Origin of the sequence: Kitasatospora sp. NPDC002227, from assembly GCF_040296285.1 — a bacterium.
Classification (GTDB): domain Bacteria; phylum Actinomycetota; class Actinomycetes; order Streptomycetales; family Streptomycetaceae; genus Kitasatospora.
The window spans coordinates 24,069-48,267 of the sequence record NZ_JBEOWY010000045.1 but is presented as its reverse complement, the minus strand read 5'-3'; the positions used below and the strand labels follow the sequence as shown (position 1 = coordinate 48,267).

General features: G+C 72.2%; 20 protein-coding genes and 3 pseudogenes. 8 read left to right on the top strand and 15 right to left on the bottom strand.

Going from position 1 to position 24,199, the window contains the following annotated elements; all coding sequences use genetic code 11:
• Window positions 1-70: 70 nt before the first annotated feature.
• Window positions 71-1,648, top strand: coding sequence for an alpha-L-arabinofuranosidase B (locus ABT095_RS29880; RefSeq protein ID WP_350532667.1), 1,578 nt, complete (start codon window positions 71-73; stop codon window positions 1,646-1,648).
• A gap of 107 nt (window positions 1,649-1,755) precedes the next feature.
• Window positions 1,756-2,421, top strand: a pseudogene (locus ABT095_RS29875) (CE1 family esterase); the annotation flags it as partial.
• 518 nt (window positions 2,422-2,939) lie between these two features.
• Here the strand turns inward: ABT095_RS29875 and ABT095_RS29870 are convergent.
• From ABT095_RS29870 to kdpB (ABT095_RS29825), 10 genes and pseudogenes are all read right to left on the bottom strand, one after another.
• Window positions 2,940-3,614: a response regulator gene (locus ABT095_RS29870; RefSeq protein WP_350532666.1), complete on the bottom strand. Its 675-nt coding sequence runs from the start codon at window positions 3,612-3,614 to the stop codon at window positions 2,940-2,942.
• Window positions 3,611-6,160 (bottom strand): ATP-binding protein, encoded by a 2,550-nt coding sequence (locus ABT095_RS29865; RefSeq protein WP_350532665.1) that lies wholly within the window; start codon window positions 6,158-6,160, stop codon window positions 3,611-3,613. The genes ABT095_RS29870 and ABT095_RS29865 overlap by 4 nt, the downstream gene beginning before the upstream one ends.
• A gap of 100 nt (window positions 6,161-6,260) precedes the next feature.
• Window positions 6,261-6,896 (bottom strand): K(+)-transporting ATPase subunit C, encoded by a 636-nt coding sequence (kdpC, locus tag ABT095_RS29860; RefSeq protein ID WP_350532664.1) that lies wholly within the window; start codon window positions 6,894-6,896, stop codon window positions 6,261-6,263.
• Between the two features lie 12 nt (window positions 6,897-6,908).
• Window positions 6,909-9,014 (bottom strand): potassium-transporting ATPase subunit KdpB, encoded by a 2,106-nt coding sequence (gene kdpB / locus ABT095_RS29855; RefSeq protein WP_350532663.1) that lies wholly within the window; start codon window positions 9,012-9,014, stop codon window positions 6,909-6,911.
• Entirely contained in the window at window positions 9,014-10,675 is a 1,662-nt protein-coding gene (gene kdpA, locus ABT095_RS29850) for a potassium-transporting ATPase subunit KdpA (protein WP_350532662.1), read from the bottom strand. Before kdpA ends, kdpB (ABT095_RS29855) begins: the two co-directional genes overlap by 1 nt.
• Before the next feature lies 1 nt (window position 10,676).
• Window positions 10,677-10,766, bottom strand: coding sequence for a K(+)-transporting ATPase subunit F (gene kdpF / locus ABT095_RS29845; protein WP_350532661.1), 90 nt, complete (start codon window positions 10,764-10,766; stop codon window positions 10,677-10,679).
• Complete coding sequence (locus tag ABT095_RS29840; protein ID WP_350532660.1) at window positions 10,763-11,020, bottom strand: hypothetical protein; 258 nt, start codon at window positions 11,018-11,020, stop codon at window positions 10,763-10,765. The genes kdpF and ABT095_RS29840 overlap by 4 nt, the downstream gene beginning before the upstream one ends.
• An 88-nt stretch (window positions 11,021-11,108) precedes the next feature.
• Window positions 11,109-11,300 (bottom strand): annotated as a pseudogene (locus ABT095_RS29835) (hypothetical protein); the annotation flags it as partial.
• Between the two features lie 45 nt (window positions 11,301-11,345).
• Entirely contained in the window at window positions 11,346-11,756 is a 411-nt protein-coding gene (locus tag ABT095_RS29830; RefSeq protein WP_350532659.1) for a hypothetical protein, read from the bottom strand.
• 127 nt (window positions 11,757-11,883) lie between these two features.
• Window positions 11,884-14,010: a potassium-transporting ATPase subunit KdpB gene (gene kdpB / locus ABT095_RS29825; protein ID WP_350532658.1), complete on the bottom strand. Its 2,127-nt coding sequence runs from the start codon at window positions 14,008-14,010 to the stop codon at window positions 11,884-11,886.
• Window positions 14,011-14,408: 398 nt separating this feature from the next.
• On the opposite strand from kdpB (ABT095_RS29825), the gene ABT095_RS29820 reads away from it, so the two are divergent.
• Both ABT095_RS29820 and ABT095_RS29815 read left to right on the top strand, forming a co-directional pair.
• Entirely contained in the window at window positions 14,409-15,164 is a 756-nt protein-coding gene (locus tag ABT095_RS29820) for a DUF4118 domain-containing protein (protein ID WP_350532657.1), read from the top strand.
• A gap of 165 nt (window positions 15,165-15,329) precedes the next feature.
• Window positions 15,330-16,874 carry a Na+/H+ antiporter gene (locus ABT095_RS29815; protein ID WP_350532656.1) on the top strand — a complete coding sequence of 515 codons (1,545 nt, stop codon included), beginning with the start codon at window positions 15,330-15,332 and terminating at the stop codon, window positions 16,872-16,874.
• 134 nt (window positions 16,875-17,008) lie between these two features.
• Here ABT095_RS29815 and ABT095_RS29810 read toward each other — a convergent pair.
• The 5 genes and pseudogenes from ABT095_RS29810 to ABT095_RS29790 all read right to left on the bottom strand — a co-directional run.
• A pseudogene (locus tag ABT095_RS29810) lies at window positions 17,009-17,371 on the bottom strand (phosphoketolase family protein); the annotation flags it as partial.
• A gap of 137 nt (window positions 17,372-17,508) precedes the next feature.
• The gene (locus ABT095_RS29805; protein ID WP_350532655.1) at window positions 17,509-17,928 is read right to left on the bottom strand and encodes a hypothetical protein; all 420 of its coding nucleotides are present in this window, start codon (window positions 17,926-17,928) and stop codon (window positions 17,509-17,511) included.
• A gap of 186 nt (window positions 17,929-18,114) precedes the next feature.
• Window positions 18,115-18,960, bottom strand: a complete 846-nt coding sequence (locus ABT095_RS29800) for a universal stress protein (RefSeq protein WP_350532654.1) — start codon at window positions 18,958-18,960, stop codon at window positions 18,115-18,117.
• A 162-nt stretch (window positions 18,961-19,122) separates the two neighbouring features.
• Window positions 19,123-19,386, bottom strand: a complete 264-nt coding sequence (locus ABT095_RS29795) for an LPXTG cell wall anchor domain-containing protein (RefSeq protein ID WP_350532653.1) — start codon at window positions 19,384-19,386, stop codon at window positions 19,123-19,125.
• 372 nt (window positions 19,387-19,758) lie between these two features.
• Window positions 19,759-20,550 (bottom strand): universal stress protein, encoded by a 792-nt coding sequence (locus ABT095_RS29790; RefSeq protein ID WP_350532652.1) that lies wholly within the window; start codon window positions 20,548-20,550, stop codon window positions 19,759-19,761.
• Window positions 20,551-20,965: 415 nt separating this feature from the next.
• On the opposite strand from ABT095_RS29790, the gene ABT095_RS29785 reads away from it, so the two are divergent.
• The 4 genes from ABT095_RS29785 (at window position 20,966) to ABT095_RS29770 (ending at window position 24,198) form a co-directional block, all read left to right on the top strand.
• Complete coding sequence (locus ABT095_RS29785; RefSeq protein ID WP_350532651.1) at window positions 20,966-21,820, top strand: universal stress protein; 855 nt, start codon at window positions 20,966-20,968, stop codon at window positions 21,818-21,820.
• Window positions 21,821-21,878: 58 nt separating this feature from the next.
• The gene (locus ABT095_RS29780) at window positions 21,879-22,862 is read left to right on the top strand and encodes an Acg family FMN-binding oxidoreductase (RefSeq protein WP_350532650.1); all 984 of its coding nucleotides are present in this window, start codon (window positions 21,879-21,881) and stop codon (window positions 22,860-22,862) included.
• Between the two features lie 123 nt (window positions 22,863-22,985).
• The gene (locus ABT095_RS29775) at window positions 22,986-23,675 is read left to right on the top strand and encodes a response regulator (protein WP_350532679.1); all 690 of its coding nucleotides are present in this window, start codon (window positions 22,986-22,988) and stop codon (window positions 23,673-23,675) included.
• 88 nt (window positions 23,676-23,763) lie between these two features.
• Window positions 23,764-24,198 (top strand): pyridoxamine 5'-phosphate oxidase family protein, encoded by a 435-nt coding sequence (locus ABT095_RS29770; protein ID WP_350532649.1) that lies wholly within the window; start codon window positions 23,764-23,766, stop codon window positions 24,196-24,198.
• The last annotated feature ends 1 nt before the right edge of the window (window position 24,199 follow it).

Sequence of the window (24,199 nt, the reverse complement as noted above, 5' to 3'; positions counted from 1 at the left end):
AACACGAGATTGTGAGCGCTAACACAAGATAGCGCTCGCCTCACACCCACCCATGTGAAGGAGTTCTGACGTGACCAAGCCCCCCTGGCTCCGCCGCGCGACCCGCGCCGCCCGTGCGCTGCTCGCCACCGGCACCACAGCCGTACTCGCCGCCGGCCTGCTGACCGCCACGGCCACCACCTCGCAGGCCGCCACCCAGGCTCCGTGCGACATCTACGCAGCCGGCGGCACCCCCTGCGTCGCCGCCCACTCCACCACCCGGGCCCTGTATGCGGCGTACAACGGCCCGCTCTACCAGGTCAGGCGCGCCTCCGACAGCGCCACCAAGGACATCAACCCGCTCACCACCGGCGGCTACGCCAACGCCGCCGCGCAGGACTCCTTCTGCGCGGGCACCAGCTGCCTCATCACCGTCATCTACGACCAGTCCGGCAAGGGCAACAGCCTCACCCAGGCCCCCAAGGGTGCCTTTTCCGGCCCGGCCGCGGGCGGGAACGACAACCTGGCCAACGCCGTCGAGGCACCGGTGACGGTCGGCGGCCACCAGGCGTACGGCGTCTATGTGGCCCCCGGCACCGGCTACCGGAACAACCACACCTCGGGCATCGCGACCGGCGACCAGCCCGAGGGCATGTACGCGATCTTCGACGGCACGCACTTCAACGGCGGCTGCTGCTTCGACTACGGCAACGCCGAGACCAGCAGCACCGACACCGGCAACGGCCACATGGAGGCCATCTACTTCGGCAACAGCAACTTCTGGGGCTCCGGCAGCGGCAACGGCCCCTGGGTCATGGCCGACCTGGAGAACGGCCTGTTCTCCGGGGCCGGCACCGGCAACAACCCGGGTGACCCCTCCGTCGCCAGCCGGTTCCTGACCGCCGCCGTCAAGGGCGGCCCGAACCAGTGGGCCATCCGCTCCGGCAACGCCCAGTCCGGCGGCCTCGCCACCGACTACAGCGGCGTGCGCCCTAACGCCTCCGGCTACAACCCGATGCACAAGGAGGGCTCGATCATCCTCGGCATCGGCGGCGACAACAGCAACGCCTCCGCGGGCACCTTCTACGAAGGCGTCATGACCTCCGGCTACCCCTCGGACGCCACCGAGAACGCCGTCCAGGCCAACATCACCGCCGCCGGTTACAGCTCCGCCGCCACCAGCACAGGCGCCCTCACCCCCGGCTCCCGGATCTCCCTCCAGGCCACCACCGCGCCTTGCTGCACCTCGCACTACCTCCGCCACGACGACGCGGACAGCAAGGTGGTCATCTCTCCCATCAGCTCCGCCAGTTCGGCCACCGACAAGGCTGATGCCGGCTGGATCGTCCGGGCGGGCCTGGCCAACAGCTCCTGCCTGACCTTCGAATCCGCCAACCAGCCCGGCCGCTTCCTCCGCCACTACGCCTTCCAGCTGTACCTGGACGCTGACGACGGCGGCAGCAACTTCGCGCAGGACGCCACCTTCTGCGCCACCACGGGCAACAGCGGCACCGGGCGCTCCTTCCAGTCGGTCAACTACCCGGCGAAGTACCTCCGTCACTACAACTACACGGGCTACCTCGCCGCCGACGGCGGCTCCAACTCCTGGGACGCCACAGCGTCCTGGGCCCAGGACACCAGCTGGCTCACCGCGGCGCCCTGGAGCTGACGAGCAGCTGGCCGCTTCACCGGATCAAACCCGTTTCGACCGGCCGGCGGAGGCTCCGCCGGCCGGTGCCCTGAACTCCTGTCCGCCCACAGCGAAGGGAAGAGCCCATGAAACGCAGGTCCTTACTCACCCCCGTGCTGGCCGCGACGGTCGTCATCGTGACCGCACTCACCCTGGCGCTCGGCACCGGCCCCGGCGCGACCGCCACTCCGGTCAGGGCAGCCGCGGCTGCGGGTACCGGCGGCTGCGGCAGGGCCCCGGCCCTGGCGAGCGGCGCCCACACCATCACCAGCAGCGGGCAGAACCGCAGCTACATCCTGCGGGTCCCCGCCAACTACGACCAGAACCACCCCTACCGGCTGATCTTCGGACTCCACTGGCGGGGCGGTACCGCGGGCGGCGTCGACTCCGGCGGCACCGACGGCTACAACTGGTCGTACTACGGGCTCCGGAAGCCGGCGAACGCCGACAACAGCACCGTCTTCGTCGCGCCGCAGGGCTTCGACAACGGCTGGGCCAACTCGGGCGGCCAGGACGTCACCTTCATCGACGACCTGACCAGGCAGCTCGAGGGCCGCCTGTGCATCGACACCACCCAGCTCTTCTCCGCCGGTTTCAGCTACGGCGGTTCGATGAGCTACGCGCTCGCCTGCGCCCGGCCGACGGTCTTCCGCGCGGTCGCGGTCTACTCCGGCGCGAACCTCAGCGGCTGCAGCGGCGGCACCCAGCCGGTCGCGTACATGGGGCTCCACGGCCTGCGGGACGACGTCCTGCTCAGCCCGGGCCTGCTGGACATCCGTACGCGGGAAGCGGCCCATGGCCTGGACAGGTGGCCGCGCCTGTTCATGCACCGAGCTGTGTGACAGTTCCATCAGGGCAGTTGCCCAGCACGAGCAGCACAAGCGGCGGACCGCCAGCACCAACCCGGCGATGCGGACGGACCGGACTCCACCGCCTCGTGATCGCCGGATGGCAGGTGCGGGGCGCGCCGCGCGGTGACCGGAGCTGTCTTCCGTGAGCAGGCCCCCCAGGCCGGCTCGCCATCTCCGGGTTCGACCGTGTTGGTCGTTCTCCGCTGTTGTGTGCCGCGCGCCGCCGCACCCGATCTCCGCCGGCCCTCCATGGCTCTCGACACCGCCGGCGGAACCGGACCGGCTCCCTCCCCCCACGGAGTGGACCGGCCCGTCACCGAGAACGCTACGGCCCGAGTTGACGAGATCCGGCCGTCCTGACGCTCCCCTTGCGCCGCTGGTGCCGATCTTGACAGTGCGTTGACGGAGCAGCGGCCGCTTCAGGGCCGGAAGCGGTAGCCGATGCCCGGTTCGGTGATGAGGTGCTGGGGGTGCGTGGGGTCGCGCTCGAGCTTGCGGCGCAGGCCGGCCAGGTAGACGCGCAGGTAGTTGCCGCGTTCCTCCGCCTCGGGGCCCCAGATCTCCCGGAGCAGCTCCCGGCCCGGCACCAGGCGGCCGGGGGCGGCCAGCAGCATCCTGAGGATCTGCCACTCGGTCGGGGTGAGCCGGACGGTGCCGTCCGGGCCGGTGACGGTGTTCGCGGCCGTGTCGACCACGTGGTCGCCGATGATGGCGTCCGGCGGGAGTGTGAGGGCGGGGGCTCGCCGTAGCACGGCGCGCAGGCGGGCGAAGAGCTCGTCCACCACGAAGGGCTTCGTGAGGTAGTCGTCCGCGCCGGCGTCCAGGGCGCCGATCCGGTCGGCGACTCCCGAGCGGCCGGACAGCACGATGATCGGTGCGGAGAGTGAGGCCCGCAGGCCGCGGATGATGTCGACGCCGTCGAAGTCGGGCAGCCCGAGGTCGAGGACGACGGCGTCCGGGCTCGTTCGGCTGACGGCGTCCAGGGCCTGCTGGCCGGTGGCGGCGGTGAGCACCGAGTAGTGGCGGGCGTGCAGGTTGATCTTCAGGGCGCGCAGCAGGGCGGGCTCGTCGTCCACTACGAGGATGTGGCTCACTCGGTCTCGTCTCCCTCTGTCTCGGTGGTCTCGTCGGCCGCAGGAAGGGAGAGGAGCATCGTGGTGCCGCCGCCCGGGGTGTCCTCGACCTCCAGGGAGCCGCCCATGGTCTCGGCCAGCCCCCGGGAGAGAGCGAGGCCGAGGCCGACGCCGGTGGTGTTGTCGTTGTCGCCGAGGCGCTGGAACGGGAGGAAGACCCGGTCGCGGTCCTCGAAGGGGATGCCGGGGCCGCGGTCGATGACGCGGATCTCGACCCTTTCCTCGTGCCGGCTGGCCGCGACCAGGACGGGTGCGCCAGGGGCGTTGTAGCGCAGCGCGTTGGTGATGACGTTCGCCAGCACCCGTTCAAGCAGCGGCACATCGGCCAGCACCGGCGGGACGGTGTCCAGGTCGAGCGGCTGGACGGGGACGTCGGGGCGGGCGAGGGAGTCCATCGCCCGGCGCAGCACCTCGTCGACCGGGGTGGGTTCGAGGTGGAGGGTGAGTGCGCCGGCCTGCAGGCGGCTCATGTCGAGCAGGTTGTCGACCAGCCGGGTGAGCTTGACCAGTGATTCGTCGGCCAGGTCGAGGAGTTCGGCCTGGTCCTCGGGCGCGAAGTCGACGTCGGGGCTGCGCAGTGAGCCGACGGCGGCCAGTGCGGCGGCGAGCGGCGTGCGGAGGTCGTGGCTGACGGCGGCGAGCAGGGCGGTGCGCATCCGGTCGGCGGCCTTGATCGGCTCGACCTCGGCGGCGACGGTGGCCAGCCGGTCGCGCTCGAGGGCGGCGGCGATGTGGGCGGCGAAGGCGGTCAGCACCCGCTGGTCGGCGGCGGGCAGTCGGCGTCCGGCCAGCACCAGCAAAGCGCCCTGGCCGACCGGGACTTCGGTGATCGCCTGCTCGGCAGCGGGTGCGCCGTCGGCGTCGCTGCGGCCGATGGTGTCGCCACTCGTGCGGTCGAGCAGGGCGACGGAGTCCAGCGCGAAGGCGGTACGGGTCTTCTCCAGCAGGGCGGGCAGGGCGTCGGCGCCGCGCAGCACGCTGCCGGCCAGGGTGGAGAGGGTCTCGGCCTCCGCGGTGGCCCGGGCGGCGCGCTGGGTGAGACGGGTGGCGCGGTCGACCACGGTGGAGACGGTGAGGGCGACGGCGGCGAAGACCAGCAGGGCGATGACGTTGTTGGTCTCGCCGATGGTGAACGTGTGGATCGGCGGGATGAAGTAGTAGTTCAGCAGCAGGGAGGCCACCAGCGAGGCGACCAGGGCGGAGAGCGCCCCACCCAGCAACGCCACTGCGACGACGCCGAGTTGGAAGATCAGCGCGACCGTTGTGAGGTTGAGGCTCTCCCGCAGCTGGGAGAGGGCCGAGGTCAGCAGGACGGGCAGCAGCAGCCCGGCGGCGAAGCCGGCCACCGTCCGGCGCGGCGAGTGGCGGCGGCCCAGGGCGGGCAGCCGGCCGCGGCCGGTGAACTCGTGGGTGACCATGTGGACGTCGATGTCCTCGGAGGCGTCGACGATGGTCTGCCCGTTGCCGGGGCCGGTGAGGAAGCGGCCCAGCCGGCCGCGGCGACTGGTGCCCAGCACCAGCTGGGTGGCGTCGTGGGCGCGGGCGAAGGAGAGCAGCGAGGTGGGGATGTCGTCGCCGACCACCACGTGGTAGCTGCCGCCGAGGGTCTCGACCAGCTGCCGCTGCTCGGCGAGCGCGCCGGGCGAGGCCCCGGCCAGCCCGTCGCTGCGCGCGACGTGCACCGCGAGCAGCTCACCGCCCGCCGTACGGTCGGCGATCCGGGCGGCGCGGCGGATGATGGTCTCGCCCTCGGGGCCGCCGGTCAGGGCGACCACCACCCGCTCGCGGGTCTCCCAGACCCGGTCGATGTTGTGGGTGGCACGGTAGTCGCGCAGCCCCTCGTCCACCCGCCCGGCCACCCAGAGCAGGGCGAGCTCGCGCAGCGCGGTCAGGTTGCCGACGCGGAAGTAGTTGGAGAGCGCGGCGTCCACCTTCTCGGCCTTGTAGACGTTGCCGTGGGCCATCCGCCGGCGCAGCGCCTGCGGGGCCATGTCGACCAGCTCGATCTGGTCGGCCCGGCGGACGATCTCGTCCGGCACCGTCTCGCGCTGCGGGATTCCGGTGATCTTCTGCACCACGTCGTTGAGCGACTCCAGGTGCTGGACGTTGACCGTGGTGATCACGTCGATCCCGGCCGCCAGCAGCTCCTCGACGTCCTGCCAGCGCTTGGCGTGCCGGCCGCCGGGGATGTTGGTGTGCGCCAGCTCGTCCACCAGTACGGCCGAGGGGCGCCGTTCCAGGATCCCGTCCAGGTCCATCTCCTGGAAGTCCGTGCCCCGGTAGGTCCGGGTCAGCCTCGGCACCAGCTCCAGGCCTTGGAGCATGTTCTCGGTGTGCCGGCGGCCGTGGCACTCGATGAAGCCGACCACCACGTCGGCCCCGCGATCCCGTCTGCGGTGGGCCTCGTCGAGCATCCGGTACGTCTTGCCGACGCCGGGGGCCGATCCGAGGTAGACCCTCAGCTGCCCACGGCGCCTGGCGGTGGCAGAGGTGAGGTCACGGGACATACGGGCTGCTCTCCTGGTACGAGTCCTGGCCGGATTGGGGGGTGCGCAGGCAGCCCGGGTACGCGCACTGCGCACCCGGGCTGGCTCTACTGACTGACCGTCACTTCGTCTCGCTCAGCGCCTTGTTCAGCAGGACGACGTTGACGCCGGCCTGGCCGAGGAAGCCGAGCGAACGGCCCTCGGCGTACTTCTCCACCAGCCTGCCCACCACGTCCGAGGACAGGTGACGGGTCTTGGCGACCCGGGCGACCTGCTCCTGGGCGTAGGCCACCGAGATGTGCGGATCGAGACCGGAACCGGAGGCGGTCAGCGCGTCCACCGGGACACTCGCCGGGTCGACCCCGTCGAAGGCGGCCACGGCGGCGCGGCGGTCGTTCACGGCCTTGAGCAGGTCGTCGCTGTTCGGGCCGAGGTTCGACGCGGACGAGCTGTGCGGGTCGTACCCGGTGCCGGCCGCCGAGGGACGCGGCTGGAACCACTGCGGGTCCGGCTGGGTCTGCTCCTTCGGGTCGTTGGGGTCCTTCTTCGGCAGGTTGTAGTTCTCGCCGAGCAGGCTCGAACCGATCTCCTTGCCGTTCGCGCTGACGACCGAGCCGTTGGCCTTGTCGGCGAACGCGACCTGGCTGAGACCGGTGACCAGCAGCGGGTAGGCGATCCCGAGGATCACCGTCATCACCAGCAGCATGCGCAGCGCGGTGGAGTACGTCCGCACGACGGCGGGCAGGGGCTTGGACATGTCTGGCCTCTCTCAGCTCAGGCCGGGGATGAACTGGACGACGAGGTCGATCGCCTTGATCCCGATGAAGGGGACGATCAGGCCGCCGATGCCGTAGACCAGGATGTTCCGGGTCAGCAGCGAACTGGCGTCCGACGGGCGGTACTTGACGCCGCGCAGGGCGAGCGGGATCAGGCCGATGATGACCAGGGCGTTGAAGATGATCGCCGAGGTGATCGCGGAGGTCGGGCTGTGCAGGCCCATGATGTTGAGGTGGCGCAGGCCCGGGTAGACGGTGGCGAACATCGCGGGGATGATCGCGAAGTACTTGGCCACGTCGTTGGCGATCGAGAAGGTGGTCAACGCCCCACGGGTGATGAGGAGTTGCTTGCCGATCTCGACGATCTCGATCAGCTTGGTCGGGTTGGAGTCCAGGTCCACCATGTTGCCGGCCTCCTTGGCCGCCATGGTGCCGGTGTTCATGGCGACGCCGACGTCGGCCTGGGCCAGGGCAGGGGCGTCGTTGGTGCCGTCGCCGGTCATCGCGACCAGCTTGCCGCCCTCCTGCTCCTTCTTGATCAGGGCCATCTTGTCCTCGGGCGTGGCCTCGGCGAGGAAGTCGTCCACGCCGGCCTCGTCCGCGATCGCCTTGGCGGTCAGCGGGTTGTCGCCCGTGATCATGATGGTCTTGATGCCCATCCGGCGCAGCTCGTCGAAGCGCTCGCGCATGCCGTCCTTGACCACGTCCTTGAGGTAGATCACCCCGAGGACCCGGGCGGGCGCGTCCGCGACCTTCGTCGCCACCACCAGCGGCGTACCACCGGCGGCCGAGATGCCGTCGACCAGCGCCGCGACGTCCGCGCCGACGCTGCCGCCGTTCTCCGTCACCCAGCGGGAGACGGAACCGGCCGCGCCCTTGCGCACCTGATGCAGACCGTCGGTCTCAGCGAGGTCGACACCCGACATCCGGGTCTGCGCCGTGAACGGCACCCAGGTCGCGTGGGTCAGCTCACCCTGGGCGCGGGCCCGCAGGCCGTACTCGGTCTTGGCGAGCACGACGATCGAGCGGCCCTCGGGGGTCTCGTCGGCGAGCGACGAGAGCTGAGCGGCATCCGCCAGATCGTCCACCGAAACACCCTCGGCGGGCTGGAACTCGGCGGCCTGGCGGTTGCCGAGCGTGATGGTGCCGGTCTTGTCGAGCAGCAGCGTGTTGACGTCACCCGCCGCCTCCACCGCGCGCCCCGACATCGCCAGCACGTTGCGCTGGACCAGCCGGTCCATGCCCGCGATGCCGATCGCCGAGAGCAGCGCCCCGATGGTGGTCGGGATCAGCGCGACGATCAGCGCCACCAGCACGATCATCGTCTGCGGCGCACCGGCGAACGTCGCCATCGGCTGCAGCGTCACCACGGCGACCAGGAAGACGATGGTCAGCGAGGCCAGCAGGATGTTGAGCGCGATCTCGTTCGGCGTCTTCTGCCGGGCGGCGCCCTCGACCAGCGCGATCATCCGGTCGATGAAGGACTTGCCGGGCTCGGTCGCGATCTTCACCACGATCCGGTCCGACAGCACCTTCGTGCCGCCGGTCACGGCCGAACGGTCACCACCGGACTCGCGGATGACGGGTGCGGACTCACCGGTGATCGCCGACTCGTCCACCGACGCGACACCCTCGACCACGTCACCGTCGCCCGGGATGACCTGCCCTGCCTCGACCACAACGTGGTCGCCGAGCCGCAGCGCGGTGCCGGGCACCTCCTCCTCGGCCTGCGAGGCGGGCCAGTTGGTCAGACGGCGGGCGACGCTCTCGGTCTTGGCCTTGCGCAGGGTATCGGCCTGGGCCTTGCCCCGGCCCTCCGCCACGGCCTCGGCCAGGTTCGCGAAGACGGTGGTCAGCCAGAGCCAGACGGTGATCGCCCACGCGAACACGGACGGGTTCGCGACGGCCGACACGGTGGTGACCACCGAGCCGACCTCGACCACGAACATGACCGGGTTCTTGACCATCACCCGGGGGTCGAGCTTCTTCACCGCGTCCGGCAGCGAAGTGAGGATCAGCTTCGGGTCGAGCAGGCCGCCCTGCACTCTGTGCGGGGTCTGCGGCTGGTCAACCGGAGCAGGAGTAAGAGTGGTGGACATCAGTGCAGACCTTCCGCGATCGGCCCGAGAGCGAGAGCCGGGAAGTAGGTGAGGCCGACGACGATCAGGACGACGCCCGACAGCAGGCCGACGAACAGCGGCTTGTGGGTGGGCAGGGTGCCCGCCGACGCGGGAACCGGCTGCTGCTGGGCGAGCGAGCCCGCCAGCGCCAGCACGAACACCATCGGCAGGAACCGCCCGAACACCATGGCCAGACCCAGCGCGGTGTCGTACCAGGGGGTATTGGCGGTGATGCCGCCGAACGCCGACCCGTTGTTGTTCGCCGCGGAGGTGAACGCGTACAGCACCTCGGAGAAGCCGTGCGCCCCCGAGTTGAGCATCCCCGCCCGCTCGCCCGGCAGGGCGATCGCGACACCGGTGCCGATCAGCACGATCGCCGGCGTGGTGAGGATGTACAGCGAGGCGAACTTCATCTCGCGCCCGCCGAGCTTCTTGCCCAGGTACTCCGGGGTGCGCCCGACCATCAGACCGGCCACGAAGACTGCGACGATCGCCAGGACCAGCATCCCGTACAGGCCCGAACCGGTACCGCCGGGCGCGATCTCGCCGAGCATCATGTTGAAGATCGTCAGACCGCCACCGAAGGGGGTGTACGAGTCGTGGAAGGAGTTGACCGCACCGGTCGAGGTGAGCGTCGTCGACGCGGCGAACAGCCCGGAGGCCGCGATGCCGAACCGCTGCTCCTTGCCCTCCATCGCCCCGCCGGCCGCCTGCAGCGCGGAGCCGGAGTGCTGCGACTCGGCGAAGGTGATCAGCGCGGCCGAGGCCACCCAGAACATCGCCATGACGGCCACGATCGCGTAGCCCTGGCGGTTGTCGCCGACCATCTTGCCGAAGGTGCGCGGCAGCGAGAACGAGATCACCAGCAGCAGGAAGATCTCCAGCAAGTTGGTGAAACCGGTCGGGTTCTCGAACGGGTGCGCCGAGTTCGCGTTGAAGAAGCCGCCGCCGTTGGTGCCCAGCTCCTTGATGACCTCCTGCGAGGCCACCGGGCCGCCCGGGAGGGACTGCGTGTCCCCGCCGAGCGTCGCGATGTCGTGGAAACCGTGGAAGTTCTGCACCACACCGTTGGCCACCAGCACCAGGGCGAAGACGATCGAGATCGGCAGCAGCAGCCGCAGGCTGATCCGGGTCAGGTCGACCCAGAAGTTGCCGACCCGGTCGGTCTTGTTCCGGGTGAAGCCCCGGATCAGCGTGGCCACGACGGCGATGCCGACGGCGGCGGAGACGAAGTTCTGCACCGCCAGGCCGGCCATCTGCACCAGGTGGCCCATCGCCGACTCACCCGAGTACGACTGCCAGTTGGTGTTGGTGACGAAGGAGATCGCGGTGTTCCAGGACTGGTGCGCCTCCATCTCCGGCACGCCGAGGTTCAGCAGCAGGTGCGTCTGGAGCCGGATCAGGCCGTAGAGGAAGAGCACCGAGACGGCCGAGAAGGCCAGCACCGAGCGCAGGTAGACGGACCAGCGCTGGTCGGCGTCGCCGTCCACGCCGACGAGCTTGTAGAGGCCGCGCTCGACTCTGAGGTGCTTGGCGGTGGTGAGCAGCTTGGCGATGTAGTCGCCGAGCGGGCGGTAGCACAGGGCCAGCGCGCCCACCAGGGCGAGCGCCTGCAGCCACCCCGCAAGAGTGGAACCCATGTCAGAACTTCTCCGGGTAGATCAGCGCCACGACGAGGTAGCCGATGAGCGCGACGGCGACGATGAGACCTGCGAGGTTCTCGGCGCTCACAGCTTCTCCACCCCCCGCGCGATGAGGGCGATGACGGCGAACACGGCGACCGTGATGCCGACGAAGACGAGATCGAGCATGGGTGCTCCACCAACTGGGTCATGGGCTGTCGCCGCCGAGCTCCCCCGGACCTCCTGACGGCACCGGTGGATGACCGGCGAGAAGCAGCAAATCAGCTGGTCATCGCCGTTTGCGGTTCCCTGACGCCCTCCATACGGCTGCCTCGACAACATTGACGCGGCATTGACGGCCACGTCATTCACCCGAGACCTGGACTTGGCCGGAACGTGCCGATGGCCCCCGGGAACGATGGCGCTGTTCCCGGGGGCCGGCTCGTACGCGTCAGATCCGCTCGGGCTCGGCGACGTCTCTCACCGGGGCGGGCTCGCCCCGTCGGGTGGCGCCGGGCGCGCGGCGGGCCGGGCGGTCGGCGCGCGGGGCCGAGGCGAGCTGCCAGGGCACGCTGATCACCATCACACCCGGGGTGAACAGCAGCCGGGACTTCAGCCACAGCGCGGACTGGTTGTGCAGCAGGGGCAAGGCGGCGTCACCCGCCCTGATGAATCCTTGACAGCCTGCTCAACCAGCTGTTCCCGCAGGCCTGATGACCTCGACCTTGATCCGGCGGCGCGGCATGGCGGCGGGCAGCGAGGCCAGCAGCGCGGCCCCGGCGAAGGCCAGCAACGGCAGCTCGTCGGAGCGTCCGGCCCAGCCCAGCTCCGCGTACCGGTGCACGGCGAACCCGTCGAAGAACAGCCACGCACCGAGCCCGACCAACGGTGTGGCCACCGGCCGCGAGATCACACCGAGCAGCACGCACAGCACGGTGTACGCCCCCAACGCGAACCACCCCGGGTTCAGCTCCCCCACCCAGCGCAGCACCGGCGCCAGCGTGCCCGAGCCCACAAGCGCAGCAGCCAGCGACATGCCGACCCCCAGCCGGCGCACCGCCGGACGGAACCTCCGGCCGCCGGGCCGCACGCGGTACATCCTCACCACCCCAGCCAAGCCGGTACGACGGCCGTCGAATCTCCCCTTGACGCCTCCCTGACGCGTGTCGCCTGATTCCTTACGCTGTCTTAGCGCTTCAGGACGAGCGCCCTCGGAACAGGCCCCGTCAGAACAGGAACTGCACCACCAGCAGGTCGATCAGCTTGATGCCGACGAACGGCAGCACCAGCCCGCCCAGCCCGAAGATCCGCAGATTGCGGGCGAGCAGCTGCGAGGCGGAGGCCGGCCGGTAGCGGACGCCGCGCAGGGCGAGCGGGATCAGCGCGACGATGATCAGCGCGTTGAAGATGATCGCCGAGGTGATCGCAGACGTCGGGCTGTGCAACTCCATCACATTGAGGTGGTGCAGCCCCGGGTAGGCGCCGGCGAACATCGCGGGGATGATCGCGAAGTACTTGGCCACGTCGTTGGCGATCGAGAAGGTGGTCAACGCACCACGGGTGATGAGGAGTTGCTTGCCGACCTCGACGATCTCGATCAGCTTGGTCGGGTTGGAGTCCAGGTCCACCATGTTCCCCGCCTCCTTCGCGGCGGACGTCCCGGTGTTCATCGCCACCCCGACGTCGGCCTGCGCCAGGGCCGGGGCGTCGTTGGTGCCGTCCCCGGTCATCGCGACCAGCTTGCCGCCCTCCTGCTCCCGCTTGATCAGGGCGAGCTTGTCCTCCGGGGTCGCCTCCGCCAGGAAGTCGTCCACCCCGGCCTCACCCGCGATCGCCCGCGCGGTCAGTGGGTTGTCACCCGTCACCATCACGGTCCGGATGCCCATCCGCCGCAGCTCGGCGAAGCGCTCGCGGATACCGTCCTTGACCACGTCCTTGAGCTGCACCACGCCCATCACCCGCGCACCGTGCTGGTCATGGACGGCCACCAGCAGCGGGGTGCCGCCGCCCGCCGAGATCACGTCCACCGTCTTGAGCACCTCCCCCGGCACCAGGCCGCCGCGCTCGTACACCCAGGCCGAGACCGCCGCCGAAGCGCCCTTACGGACGCCGATCACCGCCCCGTCCGGCCAGACCAGATCCACCCCGCTCATCCGGGTCTGCGCGCTGAACGGCACGAACTCCATCGCCCCCAGCTCACCCGGCGCCCGCTCCCGCAGCCGGTACCGCCCTGCCAGCGCCACGATCGACCGGCCCTCCGGGGTCTCGTCCGCCAGCGAGGACAGCTGCGCGGCCTCGGCCAGCCGGTCGCCGGGCACGCCGGGGGCGGTCAGGAACCGCACCGCCTGCCGGTTGCCGTACGTGATGGTGCCGGTCTTGTCGAGCAGCAGCACGTCCACGTCACCCGCCGCCTCCACCGCCCGCCCGGACATCGCCACCACGTTGCGCTGCACCAGGCGGTCCATCCCGGCGATGCCGATCGCCGAGAGCAACGCCCCGATCGTCGTCGGGATCAGCGCCACCAGTAGCGCCACCAGAACAGCCGTCGACTGCTCGGCCCTCGCGTAGATGGCGATCGGCTGCAGGGTGACCACGCTCAGGATGAACACGATCGTCAGCGAGGCCAGCAGCAGGTTGAGCGCGATCTCGTTCGGCGTCTTCTTCCGCTCGGCGCCCTCGACCAGGGCGATCATCCGATCGATGAAGGTCAGCCCCGGCCGCGAGGTGATCCGCACGACGATCCGGTCCGACAGCACCCGCGTGCCCCCGGTGACGGCGCAGCGGTCGCCGCCGGCCTCCCGGATCACCGGCGCCGACTCACCCGTGATCGCCGACTCGTCCACGGCAGCCACACCCTCGACCACGTCACCGTCCCCGGGGATGGTCTCCCCCGCCTCCACCACCACGAAGTCACGCAGCCGCAGCTCCGCCGCCGCCACGCTCTCCTCCTCGAGACGGGCCACCCCGACCCGCCAGTTGCGCAGCCGCCGCGCCGTGGTCCCCTGCCGGGCCTGGCGCAGCGAGGCCGCCTGCGCCTTGCCCCGCCCTTCCGCCACCGCTTCGGCCAGGTTGGCGAACACCACCGTCAGCCACAACCAGGCGCTGATCAGCCAGGTGAACAGGCTCGGCTGCACGACCGCCGACAACGTGGTCAGCGCCGACCCGACCTCGACCACGAACATCACCGGGTTGCGCACCATCACCCGGGGATGCAGCTTGCGCAGCGCCTCCGGCAGCGCGGCGAGCAGCTGCGCCGGATCGAACAGCGCACCGCCCGTAACCCGGTGCCGGCTGCGCGCCGGTGCTGCCGGGGCAGGGGTGGCGGAGTCCTTCTCAAGAGTCTGGGGAAGCATGCGGCAGACCTTCTGGGCGTTGGACGAAGACCGGCCCAGCCAAGTGGGCCACCCAGTCCTGACATGCCTCCACTGACAGAATCCTGACGCTGAGCCAGCTCTCATTGACGGAGCGTTGACACGGCCGGCCCAACCACGTGAAGCTCACGTCAGAACTCGGCGCCCGCACGGCAGGGTTCCGTCAGGGCCGGTCTCCGGGGCCGGACACTCGTTCACCCACGTCTTCCCCTGGATACGTGTCGTCCGTACCCAACAGCGACGCCCCCGGCTCGGGGAGCTGGCCGCCGGCGTATGGCTTCGGCAACTCGCCCCGCCTACGCCAGGAACGCGTCAATTCCGGCGGGCCAAGGCGCGCTGCCCGCTCTCCGGCTGCTACACCGGAGAGCAGGAGGTGCACCATGCGCCGATTCCTCGCCCCGTCGGGTCCGCTCTCCCTGCTCGCGGCACTCCTCGCGCCGCTCGCGCTGAGCGCCGTCCTGCTGCTCTTCCGGGGCAGCCTGGCCAACACCAACGTGGCCCTGCTGCTGGTCGTGGTGGTCGTCGCGGTGGCCGCCCTCGGCCACCGGCTGGCGGGCGCCGTGGCGGCGGTGAGCTCCGCCGTCTGGTTCGACCTCTTCTTCACCGAGCCGTACGAGCGGCTCGCCATCAGCAAGTCCGACGACCTCACCACCGCCGCACTGCTGCTCGCCGTTGGCCTGACGGTCTCCCAACTGGCCGCCAGGGCCCGGCGCTTCCAGGTGATAGCGATCACCGACGCCGGCTACCTCGCCCGCGTCCACCACACCGCCGTGCTGGCCCGCAACGCCAATTCGGCGCTGACCGTGGTGGACCACGTCCGCGACGAACTCGTCGACCTGCTCCGGCTGCGCGGCTGCCGCTTCGAGTACGGCTCCCTGCTCGGCCGCCCGCCGAGCCTGCAGCACGACGGCTCCGTACGGGTCGGCAACCGCGTCTGGGACGTCGAGGCCCTCGGCCTGCCGGAGGAGGGTGTGGAACTGCGGCTGTTCGGCAACGGCAAGTACGTGGGCCGGTTCATGATGGAACCCACCCCGGGCGCGGTGCCCTCCCGCCAGGCCCTGCTGGTCGCGGTGACCCTGGCCGACCACGCGGGCGCCGCCCTGGACAGCCTCTCCCGGCCGGTGAAGGCCGCCTGACCTCACACCAGGATCACGTCACGGCTCCTGCCTCATTCGGCCACCGACGAGCCCATAAGCCCTTGATAAGATCGAAGGCCAGGTGTGCCGGGAAGTCTGGTCGGCCGGGGGACGGACTGCGGCAGCCGCCGCGGCGCCCTCGTGAACTGATCCGGGGTTTCTCCGATGCGCGCGGTGGGAGCGGTCCTCCTCCTCATAGTCCTGGCCACCACGGTCGCCACCGGAGCCAGGCGCTGGCGCGTCCCCGCCCCCTCCCTGCTCGTCCTGGCCGGTCTCGGCGTGGCCCTGGTCCCCGGTGCGCCCGCTCTGCACATCGCCCCGGAGACCATCGGCCTGGTCGTCCTGCCCCCGCTGCTCTACGCCTCCGCCGAGGAACTCTCGCTGCGTGACCTGCGGTCGGTCTGGCGCCCCGTCACCGTCCTGGTCTTCGGGCTGGTGCTCGCCTCGGCCGCCACGGTCGGCGCCCTCGCCGCCGCGCTGACTCCGCTGCCCGCCTCGATGGCCTTCGTCCTCGGCGCGGTGCTCGCCAGTACCGACCCCGTCGCGGTCACGGCACTCGGCCGCCGCCTGTCGCTCCCGGGGCGGGTCCAGGTGCTGGTGCAGGCGGAGAGCCTCTTCAACGACGCCACCTCGCTCGTCCTCTTCCGGGTCGCCGTGACCGTCGCGGTGGCTTCCGGCGCGGTGAGCTGGCAGGCGGCCGGTGCCCAGTTCGCCGTGCTGGCCGGGGGCGGCAGCGCCATCGGCGCGGCGGTCGCCGCCGGCGTCACCCTGATCCGCCGCCTCACCACCGACCCGGTGCTCGAGACCGTCATCGCCCTGGTCACCCCGTACGGCGCCTACGTACTCGCAGAATCCGCCCACACCTCCGGCGTCACCGCGGTGGTCGTCGCCGGAGTACTGCTCGGCTACTCCGGACACCGGCTCACCGACGCCCGGATCCGCCTCCAGCTGCACGCGGTATACGCCGTCGTGATCTTCCTCCTGGAGAGCGTGGTCTTCAGCATCGTCGGCCTCGAACTACCGGCGATGGTCCGCGAGCTGCCCGCCGGCAGCGCGGCCTGGCCGCTCCAGGCCCTCGCCGTCGCCGCCGTCCTGATCGCCCTTCGGGTGTTCTGGATGCTCCCGCTCTCCACCGCCGTCCGGTCCCACCGGGGGCGGCCCTCCTGGCGGGTGGCAGCCGTGGTCAGCTGGGCCGGCACCCGCGGCGTGATGCCGCTGGCCGCCGCGCTCTCCATCCCGCTGGCGGCCGAGGACGGGCGTCCGCTGCCCGGCCGCGCCCTGGTGCTCGTCCTGACCACCGCCGTGGTGGTCTTCACCCTGGTCGTCCAGGGCCTGAGCCTGGCTCCCCTGGTCAACCGGTCCGGTCTGGCCCTCGAACCCGAGCACACCGCCCGTGAGGAGGCCGAGGCCCGGGAGGCCCTCACCCGGGCAGGTCTCGTCCACCTCGACCAACTCACCGACCTGGAGAGCATCCCCGAACACGTCGTCGACCGCGTCCGGCGCGGCCTGGAGGCCCGGCTCGAGCAGGGCGACGAACCGGCCACCGGTGCCCCCGCCCTGGCCTCGTACCGTGCGCTGCGCCGCGAGGTCATCGCCGTCCAGACCACCGCCCTGCGCCACCTCTACGACGACCACCTGGTCAGCGACACCACCCGGCGGCAGCTGCAGCGCGACCTCGACCTCGAGGAGACCGGCCTCGGCACCCCCTGACACCAGGTCATCCGGCCGGCCTGCCGACACCCGACTCGACTCGGTCGCGGAGGAACCGCCGGGGTCGGGGTTCGGCAAACGGCCCGCCAGCGACCCCCACGGCAGAGGGCGGGCCGTCTCCTCGCAGCTGACGCCAGGTGCCTGGGGTTGTCCCGGACTTGGTCGAGCGGCACTTGGTGAGCCCGCCAGGTGCCCTCGACAGGCACGCCGTCCACCTCGGCCGGCCCGGTCCAGCCCTTGGGGGTGCGCAGCACGATCATCGGCAAGTGCGGGCGCCGGGTACTGCCGTCGGTCCGGGCCTCGTACTGGATGGCGGCGATCCGGTCCAGTGCGGTGTCCATCGCCTCGGCCATCGCCCGGTGCACGGCGAGCGGGTCGCGGCCGGTGACGTACAGCGGCAGGTGGCCGTAACCGCGCAGCAGGGCGTCCAGCTCGGCCTCGGGCAGCCGGGACAGCACGGTCGGGTTGGCGATCTTCCAGCCGTTCAGGTGCAGGATCCGCGATCGGACGGGCTGCACCGGTCGCCGACGGCGGGCCGGGCCCATCCTCGCCCCGGCTCCGGGCCCCGCCCCAGGGCCGTTCGGTCCCCGTCGCAGGGCCGCTCGGCGCCCGGGCGGCTGTCTCCGGGCTTGGCTCAGCCCTCCGCCGGAACCGTCTGCGCCCGCCCGGCCGATCGCAGCGCGAGCAGCGCCACCACCACGAGCACGAGCTCCACCAGGAGGCTGACCAGGCCCAACGGCTCGGTCCAGTTGCCCTTGTCGTCCGTGTAGTCGGGCAGGCCTGGGCCGCGCGAGAGGACGTACCCCGCCAGCGGCCCGAGGCCGACCCCGGCCGCCAGCAGCCAGGACGCCACGCCGGTCCGCCGGCCGGTCAGCAACAGGCCCGCCACCAGCAGGCCCGCCAGCTCCAGCACGTAGTAGCCGGCTCCGACATAGGACGGCTCCTTGTCGCCGGGGAACCCGCCCTGGTCCTGCACGTGGATCAGCGTGACGGCGAGACATAGTGCGGACGCGAGCCAGGCTGTGCCGGTCCGGGCTGCGGGAAGTGCGGACATAGCTGTGCTCCAAGGGGTCACGGGAGGAACGGCGCCCGGTCCGCCGGGCTCCGGCCACGGCAGTCTGCCACCGGTCAACTTGACGGGTCATCACCAATCGGCTCTGAACTCCCTATGAGTCCCGGCAGCTCCCGGGGCCTTCGCCGTGTCCGGCCAAGGCCCCGGAGACGTCCCGTTGATCTGCCGTCAGTCGTGCGGGACGACGGCGACCGGGCAGTGCGCGTGGTGCAGTACCGCGTGCGCCACCGGCCCCAGGTGGGGCGCGGCCATCGGGTGGCCGGGCGAGCGGCGCCCCAGCACCAGGAGCGAGGCGGCCCGGGACGACTCGGTCAGCACCTTGGCCGCCGGCTCGGGCACGACCTCGGCCACGGTGCGCACCGCGGGGTACTTCTCCCGCCACCGCGCCAGGGCGTCCCGCAGGGTGGTTTCCTCGGCGGCGAGGACGGCGTCGCGGATCTCCCATGGCTCCATCGGCGCCTCGGTGCGGTACCGGCCGGCCGCCTGCGTCCGGCTCTCCACCGCCCGCAGGACGACGCCCCGCTCGGCGGCCTGCGCGAAGGCGAACCCGAGCACCGCGTCGCAGGGGCGTCCGCCCTCGACCCCCACCACCACCTCGCCGGGGTACCCGCCCTGGTTCGCGGCCCCGGCCCGGACCAGCACCACGGGGCACCGGGAATGCGCCGCCGCCCCGAGCCCCACCGAACCCACCAGGGTCCCGCCGAATGCCCCGAGCGCCCGGGAGCCGAGCACCAGCAGCCCCGAGCGCTCACCGGCCGCCGCCAGCACGTACTTCGGGTCCCCCGGTGTCCGCTCGCAGCGCAGCTCCACCTCCGGGTAGCGGTCGGCGATCACCTCCCGTACCGCCGCGACGGGCAGCGGGAAGGTACCGGCCGAGGCCGACTCGGGCTCGGCGCCCGCCACGTACAGCATCCGCAGCGGCCGACCGCTGCGCCGGGCCGCCTGGGCCGCCCAGTCCGCCGCCGCCGCACTCCGGGCCGACCCGTCGACCCCCACCACCACTGCCTGGTCCATCCCAGTTCCCTCCTCACGTCCCTGCGGGCCCGCCCCTCGGCGGCCCGCGTCCTGGACACGTAGCGTCCGACCTCGAGCACCCCTCGCCCCAGGGGCCGGAGCGCCTCCGCCCGGCGCCGAAGGTCCCGGTGTGTCCCGCCCGGCCGCAGGCGGCCCGCACCGCTACGGCAGGTCGCCCGGGCCCTGCTCCGCGCCCTGAACGCTGGTGAGCCGCCGGCGGCTCACCAGGATCGCTCCACCGGCCAGGGCGGCCGCGGCCGCACCGACCATCAGCGGGACCGACTCGTCGGCACCGGTCACCTCCGTCCGGCCGAGGCTGAGCGAAGGTTTCGGCGGCACGGCATGCAGAGCGAAGGGCTCGACCAGGTGGTGGAGTGCGTCGACGAGTTGTCCTTCCTCGCCCGCGAGGAGCGGCTGACCACACACCCGGGGCCGATCCTCACCGCCGCCCTCGACTCGGTCAGGCGTTCCGACCTGAAGTACCTGCGCCGCGGCCTGCGGATGCGGACCGTCCTGCACAGCAGCGCGCTCGACTCCGGGACGGTCCGTCGCTTCGCGGTGGAGCTGACGGAGCAGGGAGCCGAGGTACGCGGCACGACCAGCCCGCTGGAGCGGATGGTGATCTTCGATCGGCGGACCGCCCTGGTGGCCACCGACCCGGACGACATCACCCAGGGTGCGCTGATCATCCGTCGATCCGGCCTGCTGTCACACTTGCTGTCCCTGTTCGAACGCCGCTGGTCGCAGTCCTACGGCATGACGGAGGAACCACCGGGCGACACCGAACGACGGCGAGACTCAGCTCTGGGGGACGAGGGCGACAGGACAGTCCGCGTGGTGGAGCACGGCGTGCGCCACCGACCCGAGGCCGGAGCCGGTCGATCGACGGCCCAGCACCAGAAGACGCGACTTCTCCGAGGCAGCGACCAGCACCTGGCCCCCTCCGCCGTACTCCGTCGTGGCCCACAGCTCGACCTCGGGGTGGGTCCGCTGCCATGGAGCCAGCACCTGCGCCAACAGCTCGGCCTCGTCGGCCGGGCCGCCGGGGCACCGGCCCGCCTGCAGTGCCCGCAGCGGGAGCCCGTACCGGGCAGCGGCGGCGAAGGCGAACTCCAGCGCCGCCTCGGCGGGCGAGCGGGCGTCCACTCCGACCACCACCTCCTCCCGGTGCTGCCGGCCGAGCGGAGCGGCGGGCAACAGCACCGTCGGGCACCCGGCCCGGGCGGCCACCCGCAACGCGGTGGAGCCGACCCGCAGCCCGGGGAAGCCACCGTCACCCCGCGCTGCCAGCACCAGCAGCTCTGCGTCCTCGGCAGCCGCCACCAGTGCCGCCGTGGCGAGGTCGCGCACCTCCTCGGTGCGGGTGGGCAAGAAGGGGTGACGCTGAGCTAGCACGTGCCCCACCCCGTGCAGCAGTGCGGCCGGCTCCGGCCTGGTTGCCGCCCAGCTGGGCAGCAGGTGCGGCATCAGCGGCAGCGCGTGCAGGACCCGGAGCGGCCGGCCCCGCAGCGCCGCCTCGGCGGCGGCCCACTCGGCCGCCGCCAGACTCGCGGCGGAGGTGTCCACCCCGACCGTGACAGGCAGTTCCATGGCGACGTCTCCAGTCGTCTCGAAGGTGGCGGCTGCCCCATCGGACGCAGGGGCCGACGCGACGTACGGCAGGGCCGGGGACGCCCCCACGCGTTCCCCGGCCCTGCCCGTGGTGGCCCGACCGAGCCCCCACAGCGGGGCCGGGCCCTGCCCGTGCGGTGCGCCGCACGGGAGTGTCGGAGCCGTCCGACCCGCGACCGTGCGGGCCTTCCGACCCACTCAGCCTGCCGCGCGGCGCGCCACCGGGCCGAGGGCCGAACGTCCCTGGCGCCGAGCCGTCCGTCCCGACCCGCGACGGTCGGGACCACCGGCCCGCGAGCAGGCCCGGTCGGCCCTCCCGGCCGGCTTCCCTGGTCGGCCAGAGTCCTGTTCTGCCGGGCGGAGGGACCGCCCCGGCCGAGGGAGAGGACCCATCATGAAGAGCTACGTCCTGGCCGGCGTCGACGGATCCCCGCACAGCGATGCGGCCGCCCGCTGGGCCGCCGCCGAGGCGCAGCGGCGCGGCACCGGCCTGCGGCTGCTGCACTGCTGGCCCTGGCTGCGCCACCAGGCACCGGACGGCACCCGCACCGGCGACCTGCGCGCCGCCGCCCGGCAGGCGCTCGACCACACGGTCGAGGAGCTCCGGCGGGACCACCCCGGCCTGGCCGTCGAGGCCGTCACCGTGACGGACTCCCCCGTCGAGGGCCTGGTCATCGGCGCCCGGGAGAGCGAGCTGCTGGTGCTCGGCACCCGGGGTCTCGGCGGCTTCGCCGAACTGCTGCTGGGGTCGGTCAGTCTCGCGGTGGCCGCCCGGGCGGGCACCCCGACGGTGCTCGTCCGCGCCACCGAGGAGGGCGCGCCCGGCCGGCTGCTGCTGGGCCTCGACGCGCGCCAGCCGGCCGCCGAGGTGCTGGAGTTCGCCGTCCGGGAGGCCCGCCTGCGCGGCGTCCCGCTGCACGTGGTCCACGGCTGGTCGCTGGAGGCGGTGTACGCCACCCCGGGCTGGTTCCCGCCGCAGGTGGACGTGGCCGAGCTCCAGACGGCGGAGGAGACGCTGCTGACCGAGGCGCTCGCACCGTGGCAGGCCAAGTACCCGGAGGTCGAGTTCCGCCCGCAGGTACGGCGCGACGGTGCGGTGCAGGCGCTCCTGGAGCCGCGTTCGGCGGCAGACCTGGTGATCATCGGCCGCCGCGAACGCCGCCATGACCTCGGCCTGCGGCTGGGCGCCGTGGCCCACGCCGTGCTGCACCACGCCGCCGCCCCGGTCGCGGTCGTCCCGCACGACTGACGAGCCAGGTCCAGCACCGGTCCGCCCCGCACACCACACCGACAAGGACAGCCCCCGCATGCCGGCTCGCTCCCTCACCGAAGGCGTCGCGCTCACCCTCGTCACCGCGGCCACCGCGGCCCCCTCCCTGCACAACACCCAGCCCTGGCGGTTCCGCCTCGACCGGGCCGCCCGGACGGTGCACGTCCACTCAGCTCCTCGCCTCCAGCTCCCGGCCACCGATCCGGACGGCAGGGCGGTGCACATCTCCGTCGGCGCCGCCCTGCGCAACCTCCAGGCAGCCGCCGTCCACCAGGGCTGGGAGCCCGTCACCCGGCTGCTCCCCTGCCCTGGCACGCCGGACCTGCTGGCCGCCGTACGACTGGCCGGGCCGCCCCGGGCGGCTCTGCTCCAGCGGCCGGACCTGCACCGGGCGATCTGGCGCCGCCGCAGCAGCCGGCTGCCGTTCACCCCCGAGCCGGTGCCGGAGACCGTGCTCACCGAACTGGCCGACGCCGCCAGGCTCGACGGCGCCGAGCTGCACCGCCCCGGTCCGGGCGAGCGGGCGGACTGGCTCCGGCTCACCGCCGAAGCCGAGCTGCGCAACTCGCTCGACCCCGCTCGGCGTGCGGAGAGCGGCTCCTGCGTGAGCGGACCGCGGCGGGACTGGGGCCTGCCCGCGTACGCCTGCGGCCCGGCGGACTCGGCCGGTCTGCTCCCCGTCCGCGCCTTCGACCCAGAGCGGCCACGCGGCCACACCGTCTTCGAGTCAGAACCGCAACTCCTGCTGCTCACCACCGCCCACGACAGCCCGGCCGACTGGCTGCGCGCCGGACAGGCCCTCCAGCACGTCCTGCTGGTCCTCACCCTGCACGGCGTACGTGCCTCCCTGCTGCACCAGGCCATGGAGTGGCCCGACCTGCGGCGCCGTCTCGCCCGCCCCGGGGCTCGCCACCACGTGCCACAGGTGCTCCTGCGGGTGGGCTACGGCCCGGCCGGGTTCCCCACTCCTCGACGGCCGGCTCCGACCGTCCTGGACGAACTCGTCCGGCTCCCCGCCTGACCGGACGTCACGCGCACCCGCAGATGGGGCCTTCCGGCCCTACCGGCGGGTGCGCACGTGCGTCAGACTCCTGGAAGCTTTCGTTCCCCGCCCCACAGCTGGTCAGAAGTCCCCGGAGAGATGATGACGGACACCGCCCCCGCCCGGCCCGCCACCCCCGTCAAGGTGTTCCTCCTCGACGACCACGAGGTGGTCCGCCGCGGCGTGTACGACCTGCTCGACGCCGAGCCGGATCTCACCGTCATCGGCGAGGCCGCCACGGTCGAGCAGGCGCTCGCCCGGGTGCCCGCGCTGCGGCCGGACGTCGCCATCCTCGACATGCGCCTGCCCGACGGCGACGGCGTGACGGTCTGCCGCGAGCTGCGCTCGCGGATGCCCGACCTGGCCTGCCTGATCCTCACCTCCTTCGACGACGAGGACGCCCTGCTCGACTCGGTGATGGCCGGCGCCGCGGGCTACGTCCTCAAGCAGATCAGCGGCACCGACCTGGTCTCCGCCGTCCGTACCGTGGCCTCCGGCCAGTCCATGCTCGACCCCGGTGCCGCCACCCGGCTGATGGCCCGGCTGCGCTCGGACGCCGCCCCGGCCGAACCCGAGTTCCCCAGCCTCACCGCCCGCGAACGGGAGATCCTCGCCCTGATCGGCGAGGGCCTGACCAACCGCCAGATCGGCGAGCGGATCTTCCTGGCGGAGAAGACCGTCAAGAACCACATCTCGCGCCTGCTCGCCAAGCTCGGCGTCGAACGCCGCGTCCAGGCCGCTGTCATCGCCACCCAGGTCACGGCCCAGCCGGCCTCTCACCGGGGCCACTGAAACCCGTGCCACGAGCAGGCCACCCGGCCGGGCCAGGAGGACCGAACGGCCCTGCCGCCGCCGGGCGCCGCCGCCGACCATGGACGGTATGAGCCGTAGCCCCGCCACCCCCGCCGCGCCCGTCGGCACCCCACTCGCCGAGGTGGAGTGCCTGCGCCTGCTGGCCCGTGCCTCGGTCGGCCGGGTCGTCTACACCGTGGGCGCCCTGCCCGCGGTCCTGCCGGTCCGGTACCACCTCGGTGTCGACGCTTCCGTCCTGTTCCGCGCTCCCGCCGGGTCCGAGCTGGTCCGCGCGGTCAGCGGTGCCCTCGTGGCCTTCGAGGTCGGGGAGCTGAGCGGGGCCGACGGCTCCGGGTGGAGTGTGACCGTCCTCGGCCGCGCGGATCTCGCCGACGACCCGCCGCACGCGCCCGCCGAGGACGTGATGCCGCACCCGGGCGAGGAGCCTGGCCGGGTCTGGATCCGGATCCGCCCCGAACTCGTCACCGGCCACCGCCTCGCAGAGACAGCGGCCCCCGGCTGAG

Excerpts from the sequence above, each read along its gene's own strand:
- kdpC (WP_350532664.1), bottom strand. The coding sequence starts at position 6,896 with ATGTCCAAGCCCCTGCCCGCCGTCGTGCGGACGTACTCCACCGCGCTG.
- kdpA (WP_350532662.1), bottom strand. The coding sequence starts at position 10,675 with ATGGGTTCCACTCTTGCGGGGTGGCTGCAGGCGCTCGCCCTGGTGGGC.
- ABT095_RS29820 (WP_350532657.1), top strand. The coding sequence starts at position 14,409 with ATGCGCCGATTCCTCGCCCCGTCGGGTCCGCTCTCCCTGCTCGCGGCA.
- ABT095_RS29790 (WP_350532652.1), bottom strand. The coding sequence starts at position 20,550 with ATGGAACTGCCTGTCACGGTCGGGGTGGACACCTCCGCCGCGAGTCTG.
- ABT095_RS29865 (WP_350532665.1), bottom strand. The coding sequence starts at position 6,160 with ATGTCCCGTGACCTCACCTCTGCCACCGCCAGGCGCCGTGGGCAGCTG.
- ABT095_RS29815 (WP_350532656.1), top strand. The coding sequence starts at position 15,330 with ATGCGCGCGGTGGGAGCGGTCCTCCTCCTCATAGTCCTGGCCACCACG.
- ABT095_RS29800 (WP_350532654.1), bottom strand. The coding sequence starts at position 18,960 with ATGGACCAGGCAGTGGTGGTGGGGGTCGACGGGTCGGCCCGGAGTGCG.
- ABT095_RS29830 (WP_350532659.1), bottom strand. The coding sequence starts at position 11,756 with ATGTACCGCGTGCGGCCCGGCGGCCGGAGGTTCCGTCCGGCGGTGCGC.
- kdpB (WP_350532663.1), bottom strand. The coding sequence starts at position 9,014 with ATGTCCACCACTCTTACTCCTGCTCCGGTTGACCAGCCGCAGACCCCG.
- ABT095_RS29770 (WP_350532649.1), top strand. The coding sequence starts at position 23,764 with ATGAGCCGTAGCCCCGCCACCCCCGCCGCGCCCGTCGGCACCCCACTC.
- ABT095_RS29785 (WP_350532651.1), top strand. The coding sequence starts at position 20,966 with ATGAAGAGCTACGTCCTGGCCGGCGTCGACGGATCCCCGCACAGCGAT.
- kdpB (WP_350532658.1), bottom strand. The coding sequence starts at position 14,010 with ATGCTTCCCCAGACTCTTGAGAAGGACTCCGCCACCCCTGCCCCGGCA.
- ABT095_RS29780 (WP_350532650.1), top strand. The coding sequence starts at position 21,879 with ATGCCGGCTCGCTCCCTCACCGAAGGCGTCGCGCTCACCCTCGTCACC.
- ABT095_RS29805 (WP_350532655.1), bottom strand. The coding sequence starts at position 17,928 with ATGTCCGCACTTCCCGCAGCCCGGACCGGCACAGCCTGGCTCGCGTCC.
- ABT095_RS29775 (WP_350532679.1), top strand. The coding sequence starts at position 22,986 with ATGACGGACACCGCCCCCGCCCGGCCCGCCACCCCCGTCAAGGTGTTC.